General features: G+C 72.7%; 26 protein-coding genes. 6 read left to right on the forward strand and 20 right to left on the reverse strand.

Going from position 1 to position 23,052, the window contains the following annotated elements:
- Window positions 1-83: 83 nt before the first annotated feature.
- The 12 genes from lgt to H0S67_RS14540 form a co-directional block, all read right to left on the reverse strand.
- Window positions 84-989 carry a prolipoprotein diacylglyceryl transferase gene (gene lgt / locus H0S67_RS14490; protein WP_180933618.1) on the reverse strand — a complete coding sequence of 302 codons (906 nt, stop codon included), beginning with the start codon at window positions 987-989 and terminating at the stop codon, window positions 84-86.
- Window positions 989-1,588 carry an SCO family protein gene (locus H0S67_RS14495; RefSeq protein WP_180933619.1) on the reverse strand — a complete coding sequence of 200 codons (600 nt, stop codon included), beginning with the start codon at window positions 1,586-1,588 and terminating at the stop codon, window positions 989-991. The genes lgt and H0S67_RS14495 overlap by 1 nt, the downstream gene beginning before the upstream one ends.
- Entirely contained in the window at window positions 1,581-2,396 is an 816-nt protein-coding gene (gene trpA, locus H0S67_RS14500) for a tryptophan synthase subunit alpha (protein WP_180933620.1), read from the reverse strand. Before trpA ends, H0S67_RS14495 begins: the two co-directional genes overlap by 8 nt.
- Window positions 2,393-3,682, reverse strand: a complete 1,290-nt coding sequence (gene trpB / locus H0S67_RS14505) for a tryptophan synthase subunit beta (protein ID WP_180933621.1) — start codon at window positions 3,680-3,682, stop codon at window positions 2,393-2,395. Before trpB ends, trpA begins: the two co-directional genes overlap by 4 nt.
- Window positions 3,679-4,461 (reverse strand): indole-3-glycerol phosphate synthase TrpC, encoded by a 783-nt coding sequence (trpC, locus tag H0S67_RS14510; protein ID WP_180933622.1) that lies wholly within the window; start codon window positions 4,459-4,461, stop codon window positions 3,679-3,681. Before trpC ends, trpB begins: the two co-directional genes overlap by 4 nt.
- 79 nt (window positions 4,462-4,540) lie before the next feature.
- Window positions 4,541-4,867, reverse strand: coding sequence for a DUF2752 domain-containing protein (locus H0S67_RS14515; protein WP_219635282.1), 327 nt, complete (start codon window positions 4,865-4,867; stop codon window positions 4,541-4,543).
- Window positions 4,868-5,031: 164 nt separating this feature from the next.
- Window positions 5,032-5,127 carry a hypothetical protein gene (locus H0S67_RS26790; protein WP_281368861.1) on the reverse strand — a complete coding sequence of 32 codons (96 nt, stop codon included), beginning with the start codon at window positions 5,125-5,127 and terminating at the stop codon, window positions 5,032-5,034.
- A gap of 225 nt (window positions 5,128-5,352) precedes the next feature.
- Window positions 5,353-5,682, reverse strand: a complete 330-nt coding sequence (locus H0S67_RS14525) for a Trp biosynthesis-associated membrane protein (protein WP_180933623.1) — start codon at window positions 5,680-5,682, stop codon at window positions 5,353-5,355.
- A 150-nt stretch (window positions 5,683-5,832) separates the two neighbouring features.
- Window positions 5,833-6,195 (reverse strand): phosphoribosyl-AMP cyclohydrolase, encoded by a 363-nt coding sequence (hisI, locus tag H0S67_RS14530; RefSeq protein WP_180933624.1) that lies wholly within the window; start codon window positions 6,193-6,195, stop codon window positions 5,833-5,835.
- Between the two features lie 291 nt (window positions 6,196-6,486).
- Window positions 6,487-7,815, reverse strand: a complete 1,329-nt coding sequence (locus H0S67_RS14535) for an ABC transporter ATP-binding protein (RefSeq protein ID WP_246354749.1) — start codon at window positions 7,813-7,815, stop codon at window positions 6,487-6,489.
- A complete protein-coding gene (locus H0S67_RS25440; RefSeq protein ID WP_246354750.1) occupies window positions 7,812-8,303 on the reverse strand; it encodes an ABC transporter ATP-binding protein in 492 nt (163 codons plus the stop codon). Before H0S67_RS25440 ends, H0S67_RS14535 begins: the two co-directional genes overlap by 4 nt.
- A complete protein-coding gene (locus H0S67_RS14540; protein WP_246354751.1) occupies window positions 8,300-10,144 on the reverse strand; it encodes an ABC transporter ATP-binding protein in 1,845 nt (614 codons plus the stop codon). Before H0S67_RS14540 ends, H0S67_RS25440 begins: the two co-directional genes overlap by 4 nt.
- Before the next feature lie 134 nt (window positions 10,145-10,278).
- Between H0S67_RS14540 and H0S67_RS14545 the strand changes: the two genes are divergently transcribed.
- The 4 genes from H0S67_RS14545 to H0S67_RS14560 all read left to right on the forward strand — a co-directional run bounded on the left by H0S67_RS14545 (window position 10,279) and on the right by H0S67_RS14560 (window position 12,418).
- On the forward strand, window positions 10,279-10,911 hold the full coding sequence (locus H0S67_RS14545; protein WP_180933625.1) for a TIGR03085 family metal-binding protein: 633 nt from the start codon (window positions 10,279-10,281) through the stop codon (window positions 10,909-10,911).
- A 63-nt stretch (window positions 10,912-10,974) separates the two neighbouring features.
- Entirely contained in the window at window positions 10,975-11,991 is a 1,017-nt protein-coding gene (locus H0S67_RS14550; RefSeq protein ID WP_180933626.1) for an NHL repeat-containing protein, read from the forward strand.
- Window positions 11,992-12,019: 28 nt separating this feature from the next.
- Complete coding sequence (locus H0S67_RS14555; protein ID WP_180933627.1) at window positions 12,020-12,199, forward strand: hypothetical protein; 180 nt, start codon at window positions 12,020-12,022, stop codon at window positions 12,197-12,199.
- Window positions 12,200-12,250: 51 nt separating this feature from the next.
- Window positions 12,251-12,418: a hypothetical protein gene (locus H0S67_RS14560; protein WP_180933628.1), complete on the forward strand. Its 168-nt coding sequence runs from the start codon at window positions 12,251-12,253 to the stop codon at window positions 12,416-12,418.
- Window positions 12,419-12,434: 16 nt separating this feature from the next.
- Here H0S67_RS14560 and hisF read toward each other — a convergent pair whose 3' ends face one another.
- The 7 genes from hisF to hisD are packed head-to-tail and all read right to left on the reverse strand — an operon-like array spanning window position 12,435 to window position 18,025.
- Window positions 12,435-13,196, reverse strand: a complete 762-nt coding sequence (gene hisF / locus H0S67_RS14565; protein ID WP_180933629.1) for an imidazole glycerol phosphate synthase subunit HisF — start codon at window positions 13,194-13,196, stop codon at window positions 12,435-12,437.
- Complete coding sequence (priA, locus tag H0S67_RS14570) at window positions 13,193-13,927, reverse strand: bifunctional 1-(5-phosphoribosyl)-5-((5-phosphoribosylamino)methylideneamino)imidazole-4-carboxamide isomerase/phosphoribosylanthranilate isomerase PriA (protein ID WP_180933630.1); 735 nt, start codon at window positions 13,925-13,927, stop codon at window positions 13,193-13,195. The genes hisF and priA overlap by 4 nt, the downstream gene beginning before the upstream one ends.
- Before the next feature lie 43 nt (window positions 13,928-13,970).
- On the reverse strand, window positions 13,971-14,297 hold the full coding sequence (locus tag H0S67_RS14575; protein WP_180933631.1) for a hypothetical protein: 327 nt from the start codon (window positions 14,295-14,297) through the stop codon (window positions 13,971-13,973).
- A gap of 19 nt (window positions 14,298-14,316) precedes the next feature.
- Window positions 14,317-14,955 carry an imidazole glycerol phosphate synthase subunit HisH gene (gene hisH / locus H0S67_RS14580; protein ID WP_180936943.1) on the reverse strand — a complete coding sequence of 213 codons (639 nt, stop codon included), beginning with the start codon at window positions 14,953-14,955 and terminating at the stop codon, window positions 14,317-14,319.
- Window positions 14,952-15,578 (reverse strand): imidazoleglycerol-phosphate dehydratase HisB, encoded by a 627-nt coding sequence (gene hisB, locus H0S67_RS14585; RefSeq protein ID WP_180933632.1) that lies wholly within the window; start codon window positions 15,576-15,578, stop codon window positions 14,952-14,954. The genes hisH and hisB overlap by 4 nt, the downstream gene beginning before the upstream one ends.
- Window positions 15,575-16,711, reverse strand: a complete 1,137-nt coding sequence (locus H0S67_RS14590; RefSeq protein ID WP_180933633.1) for a histidinol-phosphate transaminase — start codon at window positions 16,709-16,711, stop codon at window positions 15,575-15,577. Before H0S67_RS14590 ends, hisB begins: the two co-directional genes overlap by 4 nt.
- A gap of 3 nt (window positions 16,712-16,714) precedes the next feature.
- Window positions 16,715-18,025: a histidinol dehydrogenase gene (gene hisD / locus H0S67_RS14595; RefSeq protein ID WP_180933634.1), complete on the reverse strand. Its 1,311-nt coding sequence runs from the start codon at window positions 18,023-18,025 to the stop codon at window positions 16,715-16,717.
- Between the two features lie 86 nt (window positions 18,026-18,111).
- Between hisD and H0S67_RS14600 the strand changes: the two genes are divergently transcribed.
- Window positions 18,112-18,777 carry an LON peptidase substrate-binding domain-containing protein gene (locus tag H0S67_RS14600; RefSeq protein ID WP_180933635.1) on the forward strand — a complete coding sequence of 222 codons (666 nt, stop codon included), beginning with the start codon at window positions 18,112-18,114 and terminating at the stop codon, window positions 18,775-18,777.
- A 134-nt stretch (window positions 18,778-18,911) separates the two neighbouring features.
- On the forward strand, window positions 18,912-19,412 hold the full coding sequence (gene ybaK / locus H0S67_RS14605) for a Cys-tRNA(Pro) deacylase (RefSeq protein WP_180933636.1): 501 nt from the start codon (window positions 18,912-18,914) through the stop codon (window positions 19,410-19,412).
- A gap of 1,918 nt (window positions 19,413-21,330) precedes the next feature.
- Here ybaK and H0S67_RS14610 read toward each other — a convergent pair.
- Window positions 21,331-23,037: a DUF3352 domain-containing protein gene (locus tag H0S67_RS14610; RefSeq protein WP_180933637.1), complete on the reverse strand. Its 1,707-nt coding sequence runs from the start codon at window positions 23,035-23,037 to the stop codon at window positions 21,331-21,333.
- Window positions 23,038-23,052 lie beyond the last annotated feature (15 nt).

Here is a 23,052-nt window from a genome sequence, read left to right on the forward strand (position 1 = left end):
GGACGACATTGGCCCTAGCGGAGGTCTCAGGCTACCACCGAGTCACGACCACGAGCAGGGGCTGCCTGAGGCGCGGACACCCGTCACTCGACCGGGTCGGAGACCCCTCCGGCCGGGCGGTCACCGGACGGCGACTCCTCGTCCTGGGGTCCGCGTCCGGGGAGGTAGACGTCCTCCTCGCGGCCGGGGTGCCGACGGCTGCTGATGACGAAGTACGCCGCGGCCGCCACGAACAGCACGATGGAGGTCCACACGTTGAACCGCACCCCGAAGACGTCCTTGAGCTCGACGTTGTCGATGCGCAGCATCTCGATCCAGACCCGTCCCGCGGTGTAGGCCATCACGTAGAGCGCCATCACGCGGCCGTGCCCGAGCCGGAACTTCCGGTCGGCCCAGATCACGAAGGCGAAGGCGCCGAGGTTCCACAGGAACTCGTAGAGGAAGGTCGGCTGGAAGGTGGAGTACTGGTAGTACCCGAACGGACGGTTCTGCGGGTCGATGTGCAGGCCCCACGGCAGGTCGGTCGGCTTGCCGAAGAGCTCCTGGTTGAACCAGTTGCCCCAGCGGCCGATCGCCTGCGCGACCAGCACGCCCGGCGCCAGCGCGTCGAGCACCGGCAGGAACCGGATCCCCTTGCGCCGGGCCCCGATGTAGACCCCCAGGGCACCGAGCGCGATCGCTCCCCACACCCCCAGGCCGCCACGCCAGACGTAGAGCGCCTCGATCGGGTGCTTGCCCGCGCCGAAATAGAGGTCGTGGTCGGTCATCACGTGGTAGAGCCGGCCCCCCACCAGGCCGAAGGGCACCGCCCAGATCGCCAGGTCGCTGACCTCCCCGGATCGCCCGCCGCGGGCGATCCAGCGCCGCTCCCCGATCCAGATCGCGACGACGATGCCCAGGATGATGCACAGGGCGTAGCCGCGGACGGGCACCGGACCGAGGTACCAGACCCCCTGCGAGGGGCTGGGGATGGACAGCGTGGTGAGCATCAGTCCCCCTGGGACAGCAGCGTGTGGATGTCGGCGGCGAACTGCGCCGAGGAGGTCTCCTGCGACCAGTAGACCGGCGCCCGGTCGTGGGAGTCGATCGCGGTGATCGTCGTGCCGTGGGTGACGTCGTAGCCACCGGACGGCAGCTTCTCCCCCTGGGTGATGCCGACCCCCAGCGGCTTGGCCACCGAGGCGATGTCCGTCAGGTCACCGGTCAGCCCGATGAACCCCGGGTGCACGTGGTCGAGGTAGCGCTTCAGCGCCGACTCGGTGTCGCGCGCGGGGTCGGTCGTGACGTAGACGACGTCCACCTTGGCCGCGTCGCTGGGGCTCAGCCGGGTGATCGCGGTCGCGAGGTTGGCCATGACCACGCCGCAGATGTCGGGGCAGTGCGTGTAGCCGAAGAAGACCAGGGTCAGCGGCTTGTCGGTGCTCCTGGTCAGCGAGTACGGCTGGCCCGAGGTGTCGGTGAGCTCGGTCCCGGAGACCTTGAACGGCGGGTCGAGGCGGTTGCCGGTGAATCTGCCCTCGGCGCTGGACTGCCCACCGCAGCCGGCGAGCAGGACCAGGGCGAGGACGGCGACGATGGCCCTACGCACGCCGGACCCCCCGGGCGAGGTCCTCGGTGAGCGCCGTGAGCGTCCGCAGGCCGGCGGCGCGGTCGTCGGGGTGGTCGAGCAGCGCCCGGACGAAGGCCGAGCCGACGATGACGCCGTCGGCGTACGACGCGACCTCGGCGGCCTGGTCGCCGTTGCTGACCCCCAGCCCGACGCCGATCGGCAGGTCGGCCCCTGATGGGCTGAGTGCCCGGGTGCGGGCCACCAGCGGCCCGGCGAGGTCGCTGGTGGTGGCCCGGGCACCGGTGACGCCCATGACCGCGGTGGCGTAGACGAACCCGCGGCAGGCGGCCGTGGTCATCGCGATGCGCTCGTCGGTCGACGAGGGGGCGACCAGGAAGACCTTGTCGAGGTCGTGGCGGTCGGCCGCGGCGATCCAGGCGCCGGCGACGTCGGGATCGGGGGTCAGGTCGGGTGTGATCAGGCCCGCTCCCCCGGCGTCGGCCAGGTCGGCGGCGAACCGCTCGACGCCGTACCGCTCGACGGGGTTCCAGTAGGTCATGACCAGCGTCGGGATGCCGGTGGCGGCGACCGCCTCCACCGTGCGCAGCACGTCGGTGGTGCGCACGCCGCCCTCGAGCGCCTGCTGCGCGGCCGCCTGGATCGTGGGGCCGTCCATCACCGGGTCGCTGTAGGGCAGTCCGATCTCGAGGACGTCACAGCCGGCGTCGACCATGGCGCGCAGCGCCTCGATCCCTCCGGCGACGTCGGGGAAGCCTGCCGGCAGGTAACCCACCAGGGCGGCCCGGCCGTCGGCCCTCGCCTTCTCGAAGGCGGTCGAGACACTCACTCCTGCGCTCCCTCGGGCTCGCCCACCGGCTCCTCGGTGACCTGGTCGGGGTCGCCCAGACCGAAGTACTCGATCGCGGTCCCCATGTCCTTGTCCCCACGGCCGGAGAGGTTGATGATGACGGTCGCCTCGGGGCCCTTCTCCTCGCCCAGCCGCTCGGCCACCCGCAGCGCGCCGGCGATCGCGTGGGCGGACTCGATGGCCGGGATGATGCCCTCGGTCCGGCTCAGCAGCGCCATCGCGGTCATCGCCTCGTCGTCGGTGACGGGCAGGTACGTCGCCCGCCCGGTCGCCGCGAGGTGGGCGTGCTGCGGCCCGACGCCGGGGTAGTCGAGGCCGGCCGAGATCGAGTGCGACTCGATGGTCTGGCCGTCCTCGTCCTGGAGGACGTAGGTCCGGGCGCCGTGCAGGACGCCCCGCGCACCGGCGTGGATCGTGGCGGCGTGCCGCGGGGTGTCGACGCCCTCGCCACCCGGCTCGAAGCCGTAGATCGCCACGTCGGGGTCGTCGAGGAACGCGGTGAAGAGGCCGATGGCGTTGGACCCGCCGCCGACGCAGGCGGCGATCGCGTCCGGGAGCCGGCCGAAACGGTCCAGGCACTGCTGGCGTGCCTCGTCACCGATGCCGCGAGTGAAGTCGCGGACCAGGCTCGGGAACGGGTGGGGGCCGGCCGCCGTCCCGAAGAGGTACGCCGTGTGGTCGACGCTGGCGACCCAGTCGCGCAGCGCCTCGTTGATGGCGTCCTTGAGGGTCGCGCTCCCCGACTCGACGGGCACGACCTTGGCGCCGAGCAGGTGCATCCTGGCGACGTTGAGCGCCTGGCGGCGGGTGTCGACGGCGCCCATGTAGACCGTGCAGTCGAGGCCGAAGTAGGCCGCCGCGGTCGCGCTGGCCACGCCGTGCTGGCCGGCGCCGGTCTCGGCGATGACGCGGGTCTTGCCCATCCGCTTGGTGAGCAGGGCCTGGCCCAGGACGTTGCGGATCTTGTGGGCCCCGGTGTGGTTGAGGTCCTCGCGCTTGAGCAGGATCCGGGCCCCGACCTTCGCCGAGAGCCGCTCGGCGAGGTAGAGCGGACTGGGGAGGCCGGCGTACTCGCGCAGGATGGCGTCGAACTCTGCCACGAAGGCAGGGTCCGCCATCGCGTCGTGCCAGGCGACGGTCAGCTCGTCGAGCGCGGCGACCAGGGCCTCGGGCATGAAGCGGCCGCCCCAGCCGGTCTCCGGTCCCCCGAACCAGCCGTGCTCGTCCGCGTCGTAGTCGGTCGGGCGCTCCACGTGGGTCGTCATCCGCGCACTCCTGTCATCGCTCGCACGGCCTGCTGAGGGTCTCCGTCCTTGACCAGCGCCTCGCCCACGAGCACCGCGCGGGCCCCCTGCGAGACGAAGCGCGCCACGTCGTCGGGGCCGAAGATCCCCGACTCGGCGACCTTGACCCGGTCGTCGGGGATCAGCGGCGCCAGGCGGCCGAAGGTCTCGCCGTCGACGGCCAGGGTCTTGAGGTTGCGGGCGTTGACCCCGATCAGCTCGGCCCCCAGGGCGACCGCCCGCTCGGTCTCGGCCTCGTCGTGCACCTCTACCAGGACGGTCAGGCCCAGCTCGCGCGCCTCGTCGTGGAGCGCGCGCAGCTGGTCGTCGGTGAGGGCCGCCACGATGAGCAGGGCGAGGTCGGCGCCTGCGGCGCGGGCCTCGACCAGCTGGTAGGCGGTGACGATGAAGTCCTTGCGCAGCACCGGGGTGTCCACCGCGGCGCGGACGGCGCGCAGGTCGTCGAGGCTGCCGCCGAAGCGGCGCTGCTCGGTGAGCACGCTGATCGCCGCGGCACCGCCCGCGGCGTACTCCCGCGCGAGCGCGGCGGGGTCGGTGATGTCGGCGAGGTCGCCCTTGCTGGGGCTGCGGCGCTTGACCTCGGCGATCACGCTGGACCCAGCGGCGCGGAAGTGCGGCATCGGGTCGCGCGGCGGGTCGACGTCGGCCAGCGCGGCACGCAGGTCGGCCAGGGTCGTCGCGGACTCGCGCGCGGCGAGGTCGGTCCGCACGCCGGCGACGATGTCGTCGAGCACGGACATGGGGCCTCCGGGGGTGGTGCGGACGGGGTGGGTGCAGGCACAAGCCTCTCACCCGGGGGGTGACCGGTGGGAGCGGGGCTCAGGGGGCGAGCCAGGCACCGACCGGCAGGTTGCGGGCGACCGTGAAGGCGGCCAGGACCACGGCGAACGTGATCCACAACGCCCGTGGGACCTCCAGCGGCGCGGCCGCCGCTCCGCCGCGCCAGCAGGCGACCAGACGCCGCAGCCACAACGCCACCACGACGGGCGCCGCGACCACGAAGAGGAGGTTGCTCGAGGCCGCGGCCCCCAGGTCGAGGTGGGTGAGGTCGTTGACGGCCCGCAGGCTGCCGCAGAACGGGCAGCTGAACCCGACCAGGGCCGTGGGGCAGAAACCCCACGAGCCCGACACGTGCGGGTCGCGCACGTGGAGGGCGACGGTGCCGAGAGCCGCCAGCGCACCCGCGGCCAGCGGCGACGCCAGCCGCTGCAGGCGGCCGGCCTCCGTCAGCGGTGCGGCGGCGGGCAGGTCACGGGAGCTCCCGTCGAGGGACGGTCAGTGGCTGGAGGAGTTGAAGCCCATCTTCGCCATCACGACGTAGACGAGGAGGGAGCCCACGCCAGCGCGACGCCCACCCAGAAGATGGTCATGTTGACCGGGCTGAGCATGAGGCCGAGCGCCCCCACGACGAAGCCGAGCAGCGCGACGACGACAGCACTCCAGGCTGCGGGTGTGTTGCGTGGTTGTCAGACATGCAGGGCTCCTCAGGGGGCTGGGTCTCGTGGTGCGATTCGTGCGCAGCACAGTCTATTCAGCAGGCCCGGCCGTGGGATCGCGGCCCTCGTCCATGGCCTTCCACAGCTCGAGGCTGGACTGGTCCTCGGGGTCGACGACGGCGGGCTCCGAGCCGGTCACCGGCGCGTCGTACCTGCTGCCCATCTCGGCCAGGTCGGAACGAGGCGTACGGCGAGGACCGGGGCGACCAGGGAGAGCAGCGCCCCGACGGCCGCCGCCCAGAACCACGCCGTGTGGGAGAAGGACACGTCGGTCACCCCGACCCCGGCCAGGTCGCTGCGCAGCGAGTCGGTCACCGACGACCAGCCGATCACCACCGCGGCGACGCAGCCGGCCGACGCGAGCGCGCCGATCGCGGCCACCGCGCGGCGTACCCGCCCCCGGGTCACCAGCACCACGCCCCAGCTGGCCAGCACCACGAGGGCGACCGCGGTCGTGACCGGCATCTTCCCGGAGTCGACCGAGAGCGCCAGGGTGGAGAACCGGCTCGCCTGCCGCCCTCGGCGACCGCCCAGGACTTGTTGCCGGCGACGGCCGTCAGCGTGCCGGCGGCGAGGCCGAGCAGCACGACCGGGCCGAAGGTGCGTCGCGAACGCTCAGCCATGGGCGCTCGCCGCCGCGGGACCCAGCAGGTCGGCGTCGAAGCACGTCCGGTCGCCGGTGTGGCAGGCGGCACCGTCCTGGTCGACCTTCACCAGCAGGGTGTCACCGTCGCAGTCCAGCCGAACCTCCTTGACCCACTGTGCGTGGCCGGAGGTCTCGCCCTTGACCCAGTACTCCTGCCGCGACCGGCTCCAGTACGTCGCCCGCCCGGTCGTCAGCGTCCGGGCCAGGGCCTCGTCGTCCATCCAGCCGAGCATCAGCACCTCACCGGTGTCGTGCTGCTGGACCACGGCGGGCACCAGCCCGTCGGCGGAGCGCTTGAGCCGGCCGGCGATCGTGGGGTCGAGGGAAGTCACTCCTCCAGTATCGCGGGCGCTCGATGGCCCCGGCCGGGCGGTGGGTCAGCCACCGTTCCTGGCCGCCGATCGGTGGCCAGCTCACCGCCGACCCGGGGACCGGCCGACCGGCGGTGGGCCAGCCACCGTTAACGGCCGCCATTCGGTGGCCAGCTCACCGCTCACCCCCCCAGCGCGGCCGGCTGACGTGATTTCGAGACGGGTCGCGCGCCCGTCGCTGCGCTCCGGTCGCGCCGAGCCCTCCTCAATTCCTCGCTGGTCGCTGACCCGGTCTCGCAGGCTCGACCGGGATCAGCGGCTCGGACCCTGCTGGGCGACCCAGGAGGCGTGGAGGCCGGCGTAGACGCTGTCGGCCTGCCGCACCAGCTCGCGGTGGGGGCCACGCTGCACGATGCGGCCCTTGTCGACGACGACCACCTCGTCGGCGTTCTCGGCGGTCGACATGCGGTGGGCGATGGTGACCGAGGTGCGCCCGCTCATCAGCCGTTCCAGGGCCCGGCCGATGCGCATCTCCAGGGCCGGGTCGACGGCGCTGGTGGCCTCGTCGAGGACCAGCAGGTCGGGGTCGGCCAGGTGGGCGCGCAGGAGCGCGACCAGCTGCCGCTCCCCCGCCGAGAGCGACTCGCCGCGCTGGCCCACCCGGGTCGCGAGCCCGGCGGGCAGCCCCGCCAGCCAGTCCCCGAGGCCGAGCTCGTCGGCGGAGGCGCGTACGTCGTCCTCGGTGGCGTCGAGGCGCCCGTAGCGGACGTTGGCCAGCAGGGTGTCGTCGAACAGGAAGCCCTCCTGCGGCACCAGCACCACGCCGCGACGCAGCGAGGCGTGGGCGATCGTGCTCACGTCGACGCCGTCGAGCAGCACCCGGCCCTCCGAGGGGTCCATCAGCCGGGTCAGCAGCTTGGCGAAGGTCGACTTGCCGGAGCCGGTCTCCCCCACGATCGCCATCCGGGTGCCGGCCGCGATGTCGAGCGACACGTCGCGGAGCACCGGCGGCCCGTCGGGGTAGGCGAAGGTGACGTCCTCGAAGCGGACGTCGATCGGGCCGCGCGGGAGCGTGGCGCCCTCCGGCCCGGGGTCGACGAGGTCGGCAGGGGTCTCGAGGATGCCGATCACCCGGCGCCAGCCGGCGATGGCGTTCTGGGCGTCGGTGAGGATCTGGGTGCCCATCTGCACCGGACCCACGAACAGCGAGACCAGGAACGCGAAGGCGAGCACCTTGCCCGCGGTGATGTCGCCCGCGAAGCCGAGCCAGATGCCGACGATCAGCACGCCCGCGTTGGCGAGCCCGGCCGAGATCCCGCCGAGCGAGAACGAGAAGGCGGTGAAGCCCTGGGCGCGCGTGCTGGCCGCTTTGTGGGCCTCGATGGCGTCGTCGATGCGGCGCTGCGTGCGCGCCTCCACGGCGTAGGACCGGACCACGGCCGCGCCGACCACCGGCTCGGAGACCGCCGAGAGCAGGATGCCGACCTGACGCCGGACCATGCCGTAGGCGTCGGAGAGCTTGCGCTGGAAGAACCGCAGGGACAGGAACAGCGGCGCGAAGCAGACCCACACCACGATCGCCAGCTGCCAGCTGTAGATGAGCATGATGATCGTCGCCACCAGCATCTGGCCGATGCTCACCACGAAGATGAGGCCGCCGAAGACGAGGAACTGGCTGACCTGGTCGACGTCGCTGGTCCCCGGGCGACCAGGGCGCCGCGGCGCTCGGTGTTCTGTGTGAGCAGGGGCAGGTCGTGGACGTGGCGGAAGGCCTTGATCCGCAGCGTCGCGAGGCCCTTCTCCGAGGCGGTGAAGAGCCGGCTCGTCATGGCGTACGACGACCAGCTGGTCAGGGCGATCGCCACGGCGGCGGCCAGCCCCATCAGCACCGTGAAGCGCACGTCCGGCCCGTCGGGGCCGTTCAGCCCGCGGTCGAGGGTCTGCTGCACGGCGATCGGCACGATCACCTGGCCGACCGAGGCCAGCACCGCCAGCACGAGGGTCCAGCCGATCCCCTCCTTGAGCTCCGGGGAGAAGCGCACGCCGCGACGGATGGTCTCCAGCGCGGCGATCTCCTCGCCGCTCTCCATGCGGGTGCCGCTGGTGCGCTCGGCGGTGGTCGTCGTCACTGGGCGTCTCCCGCCAGCTCTCCGGACAGTTCTCCGGACAGGTGGGAGGGGTGTCCGTCGGTGTGCTCGTAGGCGTTGACGAGACGCGCGTAGGAGGGGCTGCGCTCCAGCAGCTCGCGGTGGGTGCCGCGGTCCGCGATCCGGCCGTCCCGGAGGTGGACCACCTCGTCGGCGAGCCCGATGGTCGCCTTGCGGTAGGCCACCACCACCAGGGTGGCGCCGGAGTCTCCGGAGCGCAGTGCCTCCAGGATCCGCGCCTCCACCTCGGGGTCGACCGCCGAGGTGGCGTCGTCGAGGATCAGCAGCCGCGGCCGGCGCACCAGGGCGCGGGCCAGCGAGATCCGCTGCCGCTGGCCTCCCGAGAGCGAGGTGCCGCGCTCGCCCAGCCGGGTGTCCAGCCCGCTCGCCAGCGCGGCGACGAAGCCGTCGGCCTGGGCGGCTCGCAGGGCGGCCCACACCTCCTCGTCGGAGACGTCGAGGCCGAGCGTGACGTTGCCGCGGACGGTGTCGTCGAAGAGGAAGGCCGTCTGCGGGACGATCGCGACGGAGCCGGCGAGCTCGCCGCGCGCCAGGTCGCGCAGGTCGGTCCCGTCGAGGAGGACCCGGCCGTCGTCGGGGTCGACGAGGCGGGTCATCAGCGTGGTGAGCGTGCTCTTGCCTGACGCCGTGGCGCCCACCAGGGCAACGGTGCGGCCGGGCTCCACCTCGAAGCTGACGTGGTCGAGCAGCCGCTGGTCGGGGTCGTAGGAGTACGAGAGCCCGTCGACGACCAGGCGGGCGCCGCCTCCGTCGCGCGGCAGGAAGCGCTCGCCGTACTGCATCTCGCCGGTGGCCCCCAGCACGGCGCTGACCCGGCGGAAGCCGACGACGCTGCGCGGGAACTCCCCCAGGAGCCAGCCGATCGAGCGGATGGGGAAGGAGACGATGGTGAGGAGGTAGGCCACGGTGACCACGTCGCCGGCGTTCGTCGCACCGGAGAGGACCCGCGAGACGCCGACGGCCAGGACCACCAGCACCCCGAAGCTCGGCAGCGCGGCGAGGATGGGGTCGAAGGCCGCCCGCACCCGGCCGGCGCGGACGTTGACGTCGCGCAGCTCGTGGGCCTTGGCGGCGAACCGCTGCATCTCCTCCTCCTCGCGGCCGAGCGTCTTGACGACCATCGCCCCGTCGAAGGACTCGTGCGCGATCTCGCTGACCTCGGCGCGCAGCTGCTGGGCGCGCGTCATCAGCGGCGAGGCGAGCCGCTGGTAGAAGAGGTTGGCGACGATGACGGCCGGGAAGACGAGCAGACCGACCAGCGCGAGCACGAGGTCGGCGAAGAACATCTGCGCGATCGCGATCACCATCATCGCCAGCGTGCCGACCGCCATCGGCAGCGGCGCGATCGGGCCCCAGGCGGCCTCCACGTCGGCGTTGGCGTTGGAGAGGAGCTGGCCCGTCGGGTGGCGCTGGTGCCACTCCATCGGCAGGGAGAGGTACTGCCGCGTGACGGCGCGGCGGGTGTGCGCCTGCATGCGGTACTGCATGACGCCGGCGCCCAGGCGCCGCGCCACGATGCCGACCGCGCGCAGGATGGCGACGCCGAGGAAGAGCGCGAGCACCACCCACAGCAGCCGGGGGTCGATGGTGCCGTGCTCGAAGGCCGGCAGCACGACGTGCTCGGTCGACCAGCCCAGGACCCACGCGTCGGCGACGGTGAGGGCTCCGAACAGCAGGCTGCCGATCGTGGAGACCGTGAAGATCCGGGGCTCACGCCGGATCGCGACGGCGAGCACGGCGAAGCCGTCCCGCGTCGTCGATCCGCGCCGGCCCGCGCGCTCGTCCTTCACCTGTGTCGCCACTCTCCCTGTCGTGGGCTCGACGTCGACTCCTGACGCGGAGCCTGTCGCCCGTCCCCCGCGCCAACCGCCCGGTCGGCTCAGGGTATTCCCGGCCGCGGACACCGGCCGAATCACGCGGCGCCTAGGCTCGCCGCATGAGCACCTCCCTGGCCCGCCGTGAGCGGCTCGGACTCTGCGACACCGCGCTGGCCGTCGGCGAGGACGCCCCGACCCTGTGCGAGGGCTGGAGCGCCAAGGACCTGGTCACCCACCTGCTGGTCCGCGAGAACCGCCCGCTCGGCGCCGTCGGCATCGCGGTCCCGGCCCTGGCCGGGCTGGCGGAGCGCGACATGGCCCGGCTGGCGCGCCAGGACTTCGGGGGGCTGGTCGAGAAGCTGCGGCACCCGCGGCTCACGCCGTACGCCCTGCCGCCGGTGGACCGGCTGCTCAACACCCTGGAGTACCTCGTCCACCACGAGGACCTGCGCCGGGCCGAGCCGGGCTGGGAGCCGCGGGAGCTCGACCAGCGGGACCAGTCGCGGCTGTGGTCTGCCATCCGGATCGCCGGGCGCGGGCTGGTGCGGCCGGCCGGCGTGCCGGTGGTGATCCGCCGCAGCGACACCGGCGCCACCGCGGTCCTGCGCAAGGGTGACGACCCGGTCGTCGTGACCGGCCTGCCGTCCGAGATCGTGCTGCTGCTCTTCGGGCGGGGGCAGGTGAGCGGGCTGGAGTTCGAGGGCCCGGCCCAGCGGATCGCGCGGTTGCGTTGGTCGGACCTGGGCATCTGAGCCGTGCCCGAACTGTGACTCGACTCCCGGACGAGCCGGGCACGTCCGCCGTACCGTCGGCGCATGAGACGTCTGCTCGCCTCGGCCGCGTCGTGCGGACTGGTCCTGACTGCCTCGGCCCTGCTGGCCGGGTGCGGCGGCGGGGAGGTGTCGACACGGTCGCCGTCGGGTGCCCCGGCCGGCGCGAGCGGATCACCGAGGGTGCCGGACGGCGTGGCGGTGACCGAGCTCGACGACCGGCCGGTGGGGCTCGCCCCGGTCGGCGGCACCGTGTGGGCGGCGCTGCCGGACGCCGGGCAGGTCCTCACCGCGCGCGGCCGGGCGGTGAAGGTCGGGCGGCAGCCCCTGCGCCTCGTCGCCACGCCCCAGGGGGTCTGGGTCAGCGCGATCGGTGACGGCACCGTGGTCCGGGTCGATCCCGCGACCGGTGAGGTGGACCGGCGTACGGTGCTGCGGCCGCGGGGCAGCGAGCCGGAGGGCCTCGCCTACGACGGCCACACCGTCTGGGTGGTGGACCAGGCCGGCGACCGGGTGCTGCCGCTGGACCCGGCCACCGGGAGGCTCGGCACCGCCGTCGACGTCGGCATCGGTCCTCGGCTCGTCACGGCCGGTCCGGACGGGGTCTACGTCAGCAGCTTCGTCGCGGGCTCGGTGACCCGTGTGGTCGACGGGACGCCGACGACCAGGGACGCCGCGCCGTGCCTGACGCCCCAGGGGCTGGCCGAGGCGGCGGGCGTCGTGTGGGTCGCCTGCACCAGCGACGGCCAGGTGGTCGGGCTGGGACGCGCGGACGCTCGAGCGGGTCGCGGACCTGCCGGACCTGCCCTCGGCGGACGCCGTGGTGGCCGACGGGGACACCGTCTACGTGGTGGGCCAGCTCGGCCCCACGGTCTGGTCGATCGACGCGCGCACCCGCGAGGTCACCGGCACGCTGGTGCTCGACGGGCAGCCGAGGACGACCGAGAACGTCGACGCCACCCTGCTGGACGGTCACCTGTGGGTCTCGCAGCCCGAGGGGAAGCGGCTGTACGACGTGCCGCTCGGGCTGCTGGGGTCCTCGCAGCCGTAGTCCTATGCTGAGGATCTGTTCTCGACGGGGGAGGTCGCGATGTTCTGGTGGATCGGGCTGGCTGTGGTGGTCGTCGTGCTGTTCGCGGGCGCGTGGTGGTCCAGCGGCAGGAAGCGGAAGGGCGTGGACGGCGCCGCTGCGAGGAACCTCCGCGTGCGGTCACAGGGCTCGGTCCAGAACTACAACAACCCCAGTGGCCCGAACATCAGCGGCCCGTGACGACGGGGCGCCGTACTCTGAGCTGACGCTCAGCAGAGAACGGGGAAGCACATGGTCTGGTGGATCCTGGTGCCGGTGCTGGTCGTCGCCGCGGCGTACTCCTTCTGGCCACGTCGAGGTGGCATCGACGACCGCCGGGCCCGCGGCGACGTGAACACCTTCCAGGGCAGGGTCGAGCTCTGGAACAACGACCGCGGCCGCGTCGGCGGAGGGTTCTGAGCCGCTGCCCGAGGGGTCAGCGCACCGGGTGACCCGCGGCGGCCAGCGACGCCTTCACGTCGGCGATCCGCAGCGTGCCGAAGTGGAACACCGTGGCCGCCAGCACCGCGTCCGCACCGGCCTCGACGGCGGGCGGGAAGTGCTCGACGCGGCCGGCGCCGCCGGAGGCGATCACCGGGATGGTGACCTCGCGGCGCACCGCGCGGATCAGGTCGAGGTCGAAGCCGTCCTGGGTGCCGTCGGCGTCCATCGCGTTGAGCAGGATCTCGCCGGCACCGAGCTCGGCCGCCCGGACAGCCCACTCGATCGCGTCCATCCCGGCGGACTTCCGGCCGCCGTGCGTCGTGACCTCGAACCCGGAGGCGGTCCCCGCCGCCCGACGGGCGTCGACCGAGAGCACCAGCACCTGGTTCCCGAACCGGTCGGCGATCTCGGCGACCAGCTCCGGGCGGTTGATCGCGGCCGTGTTGACCGCCACCTTGTCGGCGCCGGCACGCAGCAGCCGGTCCACGTCCTCGACGCTGGAGACTCCCCCGCCGACGGTGAGCGGGATGAAGACCTCCTCGGCAGTCCTGGACACGATGTCCATCGTGGTCGCACGTCCCTCGTGGGAGGCGGAGATGTCGAGGAAGGTCAGCTCGTCGGCGCCCTCGGCGTCGTAGGCGCGGGCCAGCTCCACGGGGTCACCGGCGTCGCGCAGCTCCTTGAAGTTGATGCCCTTGACGACGCGCCCCGCGTCGACGTCGAGGCACGGGATGACCCGGACGGCCAGCGTCACGACGCACCCTTCGTGAGGGCGAGCGCGTCCTCGAGGGTGAACCTGCCCTCGTAGAGCGCGGTCCCGGCGATCGCGCCCTCCACACCGTCGGGCACCAGCGTCATGAGGGCGCGGATGTCGTCCAGCGTCGTGACCCCGCCGGAGGCGACGACCGGCCGGTCGGTGGCCGAGCAGACGTCCTGGAGGAGCTGGAGGTTCGGGCCCTGGAGCATGCCGTCCTTGTTGACGTCGGTGACGACGTAGCGGGCGCAGCCCTCGCCGTCGAGCCGGGCCAGCACGTCGTAGAGGTCGCCACCCTCCCGGGTCCACCCGCGCGCGGCCAGCGTGCGGCCCCGGACGTCGAGGCCGACGGCGACCCGGTCGCCGTACTCCGCGATCGCGCGGGCGCACCACTCGGGCTGCTCCAGCGCGGCGGTGCCGATGTTGACCCGGCGACAGCCGGCCGCCATCGCGGCGGCCAGGGACTCGTCGTCGCGGATGCCGCCGCTCATCTCGACCTGGATGTCGAGGATGCCGACGATCTTCGCCTGGAGCTCGCGGTTGTGGCCGCGGCCGAAGGCGGCGTCGAGGTCGACGAGGTGGATCCACTCCGCGCCGGCCTCCTGCCAGCGCAGGGCCGCCTCCACCGGGTCGCCGAAGCGCTTCTCCGAGCCGGCCACGCCCTGGACCAGCTGGACGGCCTGGCCCCCGGCGATGTCGACGGCGGGCAGCAGCTCGAGGTAGTCAGCCATGGAGGAAATCCTAGGTTCGGGGGCGGGGTGGCCGGGGACGGTCTCACCGCCGCCGGAAGAGCAGGGTGTGGATCACGGGCGCGACCAGCAGGCTGACCATCGCCGCCAGCACCCGCAGCCCCCACTCAGGGCGCACCACCCACACCAGGACGTTGACCGCGAGGAGCAGGCACACCGTGATGGTCACCTCGCGGCGACGGCGCTTGGCCAGCAGCCCGGGCGTACGCCGTGGCTGCGGCAGCCAGCCGGTCAGGGCCCGACGTCGGGCAAGCGCACGCTGTCGGCGCTCCTCCTCGCGGGCCCGGGCCGCCGCCCGGATCGCCGCCTCGCGCTCGCGCTCGGCACGGCGCAGCGCGCGCTCCTTGCTCACGTGGAGCTCATTCGGGGGCTCACAGCGAGGTGACCCAGTTGCGCAGCAGCGCCGCACCGGCGTCGCCGGACTTCTCCGGGTGGAACTGGGTGGCGCTGAGCGGGCCGTTCTCGACCGCGGCCACGAACCGGTCGCCACCGTGCTCCGCCCAGGTCACCAGTGGCGCACGGGTCCGGTCGTTGGTCTCGAGGGTCCAGTCCCGCACCGCGTAGGAGTGCACGAAGTAGAACCGCTCCTCCTCGACACCGGCGAACAGGGCCGAGCCGGACGGCACGTCGACGGTGTTCCAGCCCATGTGCGGCACCACCGGCGCCTGGATCCGCTCCACGACCCCGGGCCACTCGTCGCAGCCCTCGGTCTCCACGCCGTGCTCGACGCCGCGCGCGAAGAGGACCTGCATCCCCACGCAGATCCCGAGGACCGGTCGCCCGCCCGCGAGCCTGCGGCCGATGATCCGGTCTCCCTTGATCGCTCGCAGCCCCGCCATGCACGCCGCGAAGGCGCCGACACCGGGCACGAGGAGGCCGTCGGCGTCCATGGCGGTGGCCAGGTCACCGGTGAGGGTCACCTCGGCGCCGGCGCGCTCGACGGCGCGCACCGCCGAGCGGAGGTTCCCCGAGCCGTAGTCGAGGACGACGACGCGGGGCTTGCCGCTCAGAGTGAGCCCTTCGTGCTCGGGATACCCGTCTCGCGCGGGTCCAGCGCGACCGCGTCGCGGAACGCGCGCGCGAACGCCTTGAACTGGGTCTCGACCAGGTGGTGCGGGTCGCGACCGGCCAGGACGCGCACGTGCAGCGCGAGGTGGGCGTGGAACGCGATGGTCTCGAAGACGTGGCGCGTCAGGGACCCCTGGTACGCCGGTCCGGTGTCGCCGCCGATCGCGACGTACGCCTGCGCGTCGGGCTCCCCTGTGTGGACGCAGTAGGGGCGTCCGGAGACGTCGACGACCGCCTGGACGAGCGCCTCGTCGAGCGGGACGGTGGCGTCGCCGAAGCGACGGATGCCCCTCTTGTCCCCGAGCGCCTCGCGCAGCGCCTGGCCGAGCGCGATCGCCGTGTCCTCGACCGTGTGGTGGGCGTCGATGTGGGTGTCACCCTCGGTCTTGACCGTCAGGTCCACCAGGGAGTGCCGCGCGAAGGCGGTCAGCATGTGGTCGTAGAAGCCGACCCCGGTGGAGATGTCGTGGCGGCCGGAGCCGTCGAGGTCGACCTCGACGACCACCTTGGACTCGCTGGTCTGGCGCTCGACGCGTGCGACCCGGTTCGCTGCCTGGGGGCTCATCCCTGTCCCTCTTCCCTGACCTCGGTCAGTGCTTGCTTGAACGCCGTCATCTCCTCGGTCGTCCCGATGGAGACCCGGAGCCAGCCGTCGGGGCCGACCTCGCGGATCAGCACGCCCCGGTCAAGCAGACCCTGCCAGACGGCGTGCCGGTCCGCGAAGGTTCCGAAGAGTGCGAAGTTGGCGTCGCTCTCGGCGACGCTCAGCCCCTGGTCGCGCAGCCACGCGACGGTGGCGTCGCGCTCGGCCCGCAGCTCGTCGACCTTTCCGAGCAGCTCGGGCGCGTGCCGCAGCGCGGCCAGGGCGACGGCCTGGGTGACCGCGGAGAGGTGGTAGGGCAGGCGCACCACTCGGATCGCGTCGCAGATCTCCGGCGCGGCGGCGAGGTAGCCCAGGCGGGCGCCGGCGAGGGCGAAGGCCTTGCTCATGGTGCGGCTGACGACCAGGTTGCGGTGCTGCGGCAGCAGCTCGAGGGCGCTGGGCGTCCCGCTGCGCCGGAACTCGCCGTACGCCTCATCGACCACCACGATCCCGGTCTGCTCGTTCTCGGCCGCGGCCTCGCAGAGCACGGTGACCGCCTCGGGCGGCAGGGCCGTGCCCGTGGGGTTGTTGGGCGAGGGCAGCAGCACCACACTGGGCTGCCGCTCCTTGATCAGGTCGCGCGCGTGGTCGAGGTCGAGGGCGAAGTCGCTCTCGCGGTGGCCCTGGACCCACTCGGTCATCGTGTCGCGGGCGTACTCGGGATACATCGAGTACGTCGGGGCGAAGCTCAGCGCCACCCGGCCGGGTCCCCCGAAAGCCTGGAGCAGCTGCAGCATCACCTCGTTGGAGCCGTTTGCCGCCCACACCTGCCCGGGGACGATCCCATGCGGGGTGTCACGGGACAGGTAGCCGGCCAGCGCGGCGCGGAGCTCGGTGAACTCCCGGTCGGGGTAGCGGTTGAGGGTGACCGCGGCCCGGGCCACCGCGGTGGCGATGTCGGCCACGCACGCGGCCGAGGGCCCGTAGGGGTTCTCGTTGACGTTGAGCTGCACCGGGACGTCGAGCTGCGGCGCACCGTAGGGCTCGAGACCGCGCAGCTCGGCGCGGAGCGGAGGCCAGCCGGCCGGCGTGCCCGCCGGGTCGCTCGAGGTCATGCCTCAGCCCTCGAAGCGGACGCGCACGGCGGCGCCGTGACCCGGCAGGTCCTCGGCCTCGGCGAGCGTGACCACGTGGTCGGCCACCTCGGCAAGGCCCTCGCGCGTGTAGTCGATGACGTGCACGGCCTTGAGGAAGGCCCGCACCGACAGCCCCGAGGAGTGGCAGGCGCAGCCGGCCGTGGGCAGCACGTGGTTGGACCCGGCGCAGTAGTCGCCCAGCGACACCGGCGCGTAGGAGCCGACGAAGATCGCACCCGCGTTGCACACCCGGGCGGCCAGCGCCGAGGCATCGGCGGTCTGGATCTCGAGGTGCTCGGCGGCATAGGCGTTGACCACGTCGAGGCCCTGCTCCAGGTCGTCCACCAGCACGATGCCGGACTGGCGGGCGGACAGCGACGTACGGATCCGCTCGGCGTGGCGGGTCACCGAGACCTGCTTGTCCAGCTCGGCCTCGACCTCGTCGGCGAGCCGCTCGGACGGCGTGACCAGCACGCTGGCGGCCATCGGGTCGTGCTCGGACTGGCTGATCAGGTCGGCGGCGACGTACGCCGGGTCGGCGGTGTCGTCGGCCAGCACGGCGATCTCGGTCGGCCCGGCCTCGGAGTCGATGCCGACGATGCCCTTGAGCAGCCGCTTGGCCGCGACGGTGTAGATGGCACCCGGCCCGGTGACCAGGTCGACCCGGCGGCAGGGCCCGGCGCCGTGGGCGAACATCGCGACCGCCTGGGCGCCCCCGACGGCGTAGACCTCGTCGATGCCGAGGAGTGCGCACGCCGCCAGGATCGTGGGGTGGGGAAGGCCGCCGTGCGCCTTCTGCGGGCTGGAGGTGAGCGCGATCGACTCGACGCCCGCGACCTGCGCCGGGACGACGTTCATGACCACGCTGGAGACCAGCGGCGCGATGCCGCCGGGGACGTAGAGGCCCACCCGGCCGACCGGCACCATCCGGTGGGTCACCCGCGCCCCGGGGCCGAGGTCGGTGACGACGTCGTGCTCGAGCTCGGCCTCGCAGGTCGCGCGCAGCCGCCGGATCGACTCCTCGAGGCCGGCGCGAACGGCAGGGTCGAGCTGCTCGAGCGCGGCCGCGATCGCCTCCGGGGGCACCACGATGCTCTCCTGCTCGACCCCGTCGAACTTCTCGGAGAACTCGCGGATCGCCTCGACGCCGCGGTCCCGGACCGCGTCACAGATCGGACGCACCACATGCATCGCCGCCTCGACGTCGAACTCTGCGCGCGGCACGGCGGCGCGGTAGTCGACGGGAGCCGCGCTGCCAGCGCCGGCTCCTCGCAGGTCGATACGGCGGATCATGGGCCCGATTCTACGAGGGCGGCACGCCGGGGTCCGAACCCGCGACGGTGGCTGGACGGAGCCCGTCGATGGCCTAGGTTGGCGGTGTGACCGCTCCCCTGCCGATGTTCCCGCTCAACGCGGTGCTGTTCCCGGGCGTGAGCGTGCCGCTGACGGTGTTCGAGGACCGCTACCGCGCACTCGTCCACCACCTGCTGCGGGTCGACGACCCGGCCGACCGGATCTTCGGCTCGGTGGGGATCAGGGAGGGCTACGAGGTCGGCGACCACGGCGCCCAGTCGCTCTACCGCATCGGCTGCCGGGTCCAGCTCACCGAGGTCGAGGCACACCCCGACGGCACCTTCGACATCGTGGCCGTGGGGCTGGAGCGGATCGAGCTGCAGCGGCTGGACACGACCGGCACCTTCCCGGTCGGTCACGTGGCCGAGCTGCCCGAGGCCCCGGCGACGGTGCCGGAGGAGATCCTCGAGCGCGCCCGGGCGACGTTCACGGCCTACCGGATGGCGCTCACCGACATCCGCAGTGACCCCTACACCGGCGCCCTGCCCAAGGATCCCGGCTACCTCTCGTGGACGCTGGCCGCGGTGGCGCCGCTGCCGATGCACGAGCGCCAGTCGCTGCTCGAGGCCGAGGACCCCGCGACCAGGCTCGTCATGGTCACCGAGCTGCTCCGCACCGAGCTGCGCGCGATGAACGTGATCCGCTCGCTGCCGGCCACGGAGGTCGCCCGCACCCGCTGGTCCCCGAACTGATCAAGCGAGCAGCGGCGTGCGAGGAACGAGCACGGCGCGTCCGCGAGACGAGGTTGAGCAAGCCCCGCCGCTGAGCCTGCGAAGTGGCGACTGGCGCGTCGAAATCCCCGCCAACCGGAAGGAGTCCTGAGCCCGTGGCCAAGAAGAAGGCGGCCCCCGGCGGCACACCGGCCACCGTCGCCCTGACCCAGGCCGGGATCTCGTTCACCCTGCACGAGTACGCCCACGACCCGCGCGCTGAGTCGTTCGGCCTCGAGGCCGCCGACGCGCTCGGCCTCGACCCGGTCCGCGTCTTCAAGACCCTGATGGCCACCGTGGACACCCGGCTGGCCGTCGCCGTGGTGCCGGTGTCGGGCCAGCTCGACCTCAAGGCCCTCGCCCGGGCGCTGGGTGGCAGCAGGGCCGCCATGGCGGAGCGCGCGGCGGCCGAACGAGCGACGGGCTACGTCGCCGGCGGCATCTCCCCCATCGGCCAGAAGCGCCGCCATCCGACCGTGCTGGACACCTCCGCGCTCGAGCACCCCACCGTCTTCGTCTCCGGGGGTCGTCGCGGGCTCGACCTCGAGCTCTCCCCTGCCGACCTGGTCCGGATCACCGACGCGGTGACCGCTCCGGTGGGACGGTCCCGCGGCTGAACGCCGACACGCAGGGAGCCTCGAGACCCCCGCAGCCCAGGCAACGGCGCCTTCGTGTCGCTGGTCGGGTAGCGAGCGCCGGCGAGCGTGTCGAGCCCACCGCCGTCGGCGGCCCACGGCTCGTGGGTGGTTGCGGTGATGGCAGCTATGAGGAGCGGTACGCCGTGGGTTGCGGCCGCCTCCCGGCCTACGGCTGCCGCTGGTCGAGTGCGCCGGTGGTTGAGGTGCGAGCGTCAGCGAGCCTCGAAACCCCCGCAGCCAGGCAGGGCGACGACCACGAAGCGCACCCCGAAAGTTTACCTTCGTTCCCCAGAACCCCCGGACCGGGACGATTCCGGCCCTGACTGTCGGTGGTCGATGCGATCATGGACACATGTTCGAAACCGATGCAGCGGAGAGCCCGTCGAGGTCGCCGACCTCGACGCGCCGGCCTGCTCGAGGTGCTCGACAGCGCAAGCTGGACGCCCGAGCCGCCGAACGCGGCAAGCTCCGCATCGCCGCGCAGTGGTGCGTGGCACCCCGCCACCGCCGACACCGGGATCGCGACCTGGGGCGGCGCCTCGTTGTTGGGCGGGACCTGGACGGGGACGAATCGCTGGGTGGTGACGGGACCCCGGCGGTCTCGGCGTTCGCCCCGGAGCCGCTCGCGGCCGTGCTGGGGGTGGCCACTGAGACGGGGATGAAACTGATCGCCGACGCCCTCGACCTCCAGCACCGGCTCCCTCGCATCTGGCGACTCGTCGAATCGCTCGCGGTGGAGCCGTACAAGGCCCGGCACGTCGCCCAGGCCACCCACCGCCTGTCGCGGCGCCGCCGCGTACGTGACGAGCTCTCCCCAGGCTGCCCTCGTGCAGCTGGAAGGCGATCGAGACCGCCGTCGCCCACGCGGTCGCCAAGTCCACCCCGAGCTGCTGAGGAACGTGAGAAGCACGGGAAGCAGTCCTGGCACGTGACGCTGCGCCACCCCGCCCCAGCGAGTACGCCGGCACCTCCTGGCTCGACATCACCGGCGACACCCTCGACCTGACCGCCTTCCACGACCTCGTCTGCGACCACGCCGCCGCCTTGAAGGCACTCGGGACACCGACGAGCTGGAGGTCCGCAAGGCCAAGGCGCTGGGCGTGATCGCCTCCCAGCAGGCCCAGCTCGACCTCACCACGCTCATCGGCTCCGCAGACGGCGACGGCCCCAAGCCGCGCCGCCCGCGGAAGCCGAAGACCCGGTTCTACCTCCACCTGAACCTGGCCGACCTCGCCACCCACGGCTCGGCACCCAGGACCTGGCCGCGGGCACGGTCGAGAGCTCGGCGCCGCCACCATCACCCGGATCAAAGACTGGGTCGGCCACTCCCAGGTCACCGTCCAGCCGGTCCTCGACCTCGGCCGCACCGACGCCGTCGACGGGCACGAACCCCGCGTGGATGCGCGAGCTGGTCATCCTCCGCGACGGCCACTGCGTGTTCCCCTGGTGCCCCACGACGCCCGAACCGCGACCTCGACCACATCGACCCTACATCCCCATCGACGAGGGCGGACCACCCGGCCAAACCCATCCGGGCAACTCGCCCCTTGTGCCGGCGACATCACCGCGCCAAGACCAGCCGACGATGGCGCTACCGACGCCGACCCGACAGCACCTATGAATGGCACGGACCCCACGGCCGCGCCTACCTGGTCACACCCCACGGCACCATCCAGCTCACCAGCAACTGAGCTCCACCCTTGAACCGCCCGGACCCGGCAGACCCAACGGCCTGTCGGGCCACCGGCACGCCCCGGGGGCTTCGAGGCTCCCTTCGACATGCTCGCTGCGCTCGCCACTCAGGACAGGGCGCTGGCGCTCGCTGACGACGAGCTTCGAAATGCGCGGGACGGCCGGGGCGTGGCGCCCCGGCCGTTCCTTGCCCGATCGATCCTGCTCAGTTGGTGGTGAGACGGATCACCGCGTGGGCGGCGTCGTCCTCCTGCCAGGCGCTGATCCCCAGGCCCTCGAGGGGCTTGAGGTTGTCGACGGCCTCCTGGTCGTCCGCGGCCAGCTTGGTCAGCCAGCCGTCGCCGGCGTCGAAGTTGACGTAGAGGAGGGCACTGGCCTTGTCGGCCTCGCGAACGACGTCTCGGAAGGTCGAGGACTGGCCGAGGGTGCCGTTGCCCAGCACCTGCGAGCGGTAGTCGGCGTTGGGTCCGACGGCGACCATGTCGCCGTTCGAGTCGCTCCCGAGCGTGCTGCTCTCCTCGGTGGGCATCTGGCCGCGGACCTTGTCCAGCACGCCGTTGATGGCGTCGGGGTCACCCTTGATCTTGGCCGCGATCGGGACCCCGCTGGCGTCACCGGAGCTGAAGAACGTCTCGGGGTCGATGCCGCTGCCGACCGAGATTGCCAGCGAGTCGCCCGTGAGGGTCTCGGCGTCGCCCGGGAGGTCGAGACCGGAGGCCTGCGACATCTGGCTCATCAGCTCGGACGCGCTGGTCTGGCCCCCGGAGTAGGACGCCATCTGGTCGACGAAGTCGCTGAACCAGCCGTCCTGGAAGCCGACGCCGATCGCCGCGGCGGTGTCGGCGGGCAGCGTCGCCACGACGTCGTCACCGTGGTCACTGCCGTAGACGCCCTGCCTGCTCACACCGGGGTCACCGGCGAACTCCAGCTCGAGCGCGCCGTCGCTGAAGCGGATGGTGGCCGCCGCTCCCTTGAAGTCCTTGAGCGCATCGGCCATCTGGCTCGGCATCGGCGTGTCGGTCTCCGAGCCGACCGTGCCGGTGGAGGTGCAGCTCGTCGTGCTCGAGCCCGGAGTGGCGGCGCAGGTCACGGAGCCCGCGCTGGTCGCGGACCCGCCGAACATCCCCGTGAGGTCGGCGAGGTTCTTCGCGAGGTAGTCGCCGGCCTCGGGTGCGGCGTACATCGAGACGATGCCGGGGTCGCCGACCTCGTCGGTCCACTTCTGGTAGTCGGCGTCGTCGCTCAGCGGGGCCTTCTCGGCGTCGTCCACGACGTCCTGCGCGATCTTGTCGGTCTCGGCGATCACGGCCCAGTCACCGTTGATCGCCCAGCCGCCGGAAGGCTCGGAGCTGTTGGAGTCGCCGCTGCAGTCCTGGATCTTCTTCAGGCCGGCGTCGGCCTTGTCGGAGTCCTTCACCTGGACGACGAAGACCGGGCTCGGCTGGTCGGCTCCGGTGTCGACCGCGGCGAGCGCGGCCCGGTCCCCCAGCCAGGGCTCGATGTCGCTCCCGTAGTCGAGGTCGGGGCAGGTGCCGGTGCCCTGGATCTCCTCGAAGAGCTTCTTGCGGACGTCGTCCTCGGTGTTGAGGTCGAGCTTGTCCTTGAAGGCCGGGAACTTGTTCAGCGTCTTCACGGCCTCGATCTTCTGCGCGCCACTGGGGTCGAGGTCGATCGAGACGTAGCCGATGGTCGAGTCGGGCAGGGCTTCGGCCGGCTGGGCGCCGGTGCTGAGGTACCAGGTGGCGGCCCAGATGCCGCCGCCGACGAGGAGCAGCCCGGCGATGGCGCCGCCGGCGATCAGGACGGGCTTCTTGCTGCTGCTGCCGCTGCGGGCGGGCCGGACCGCCGCGCCGCCGCCGTGCTCGAGGTACTCGGGACCCTGTGGGCCGTCGGGCGGGATGGTGCTGGACACGGTTACCCCCTGTGG

Source organism: Nocardioides ungokensis (genome assembly GCF_013466985.1).
GTDB classification, from domain to species: domain Bacteria; phylum Actinomycetota; class Actinomycetes; order Propionibacteriales; family Nocardioidaceae; genus Nocardioides; species Nocardioides ungokensis.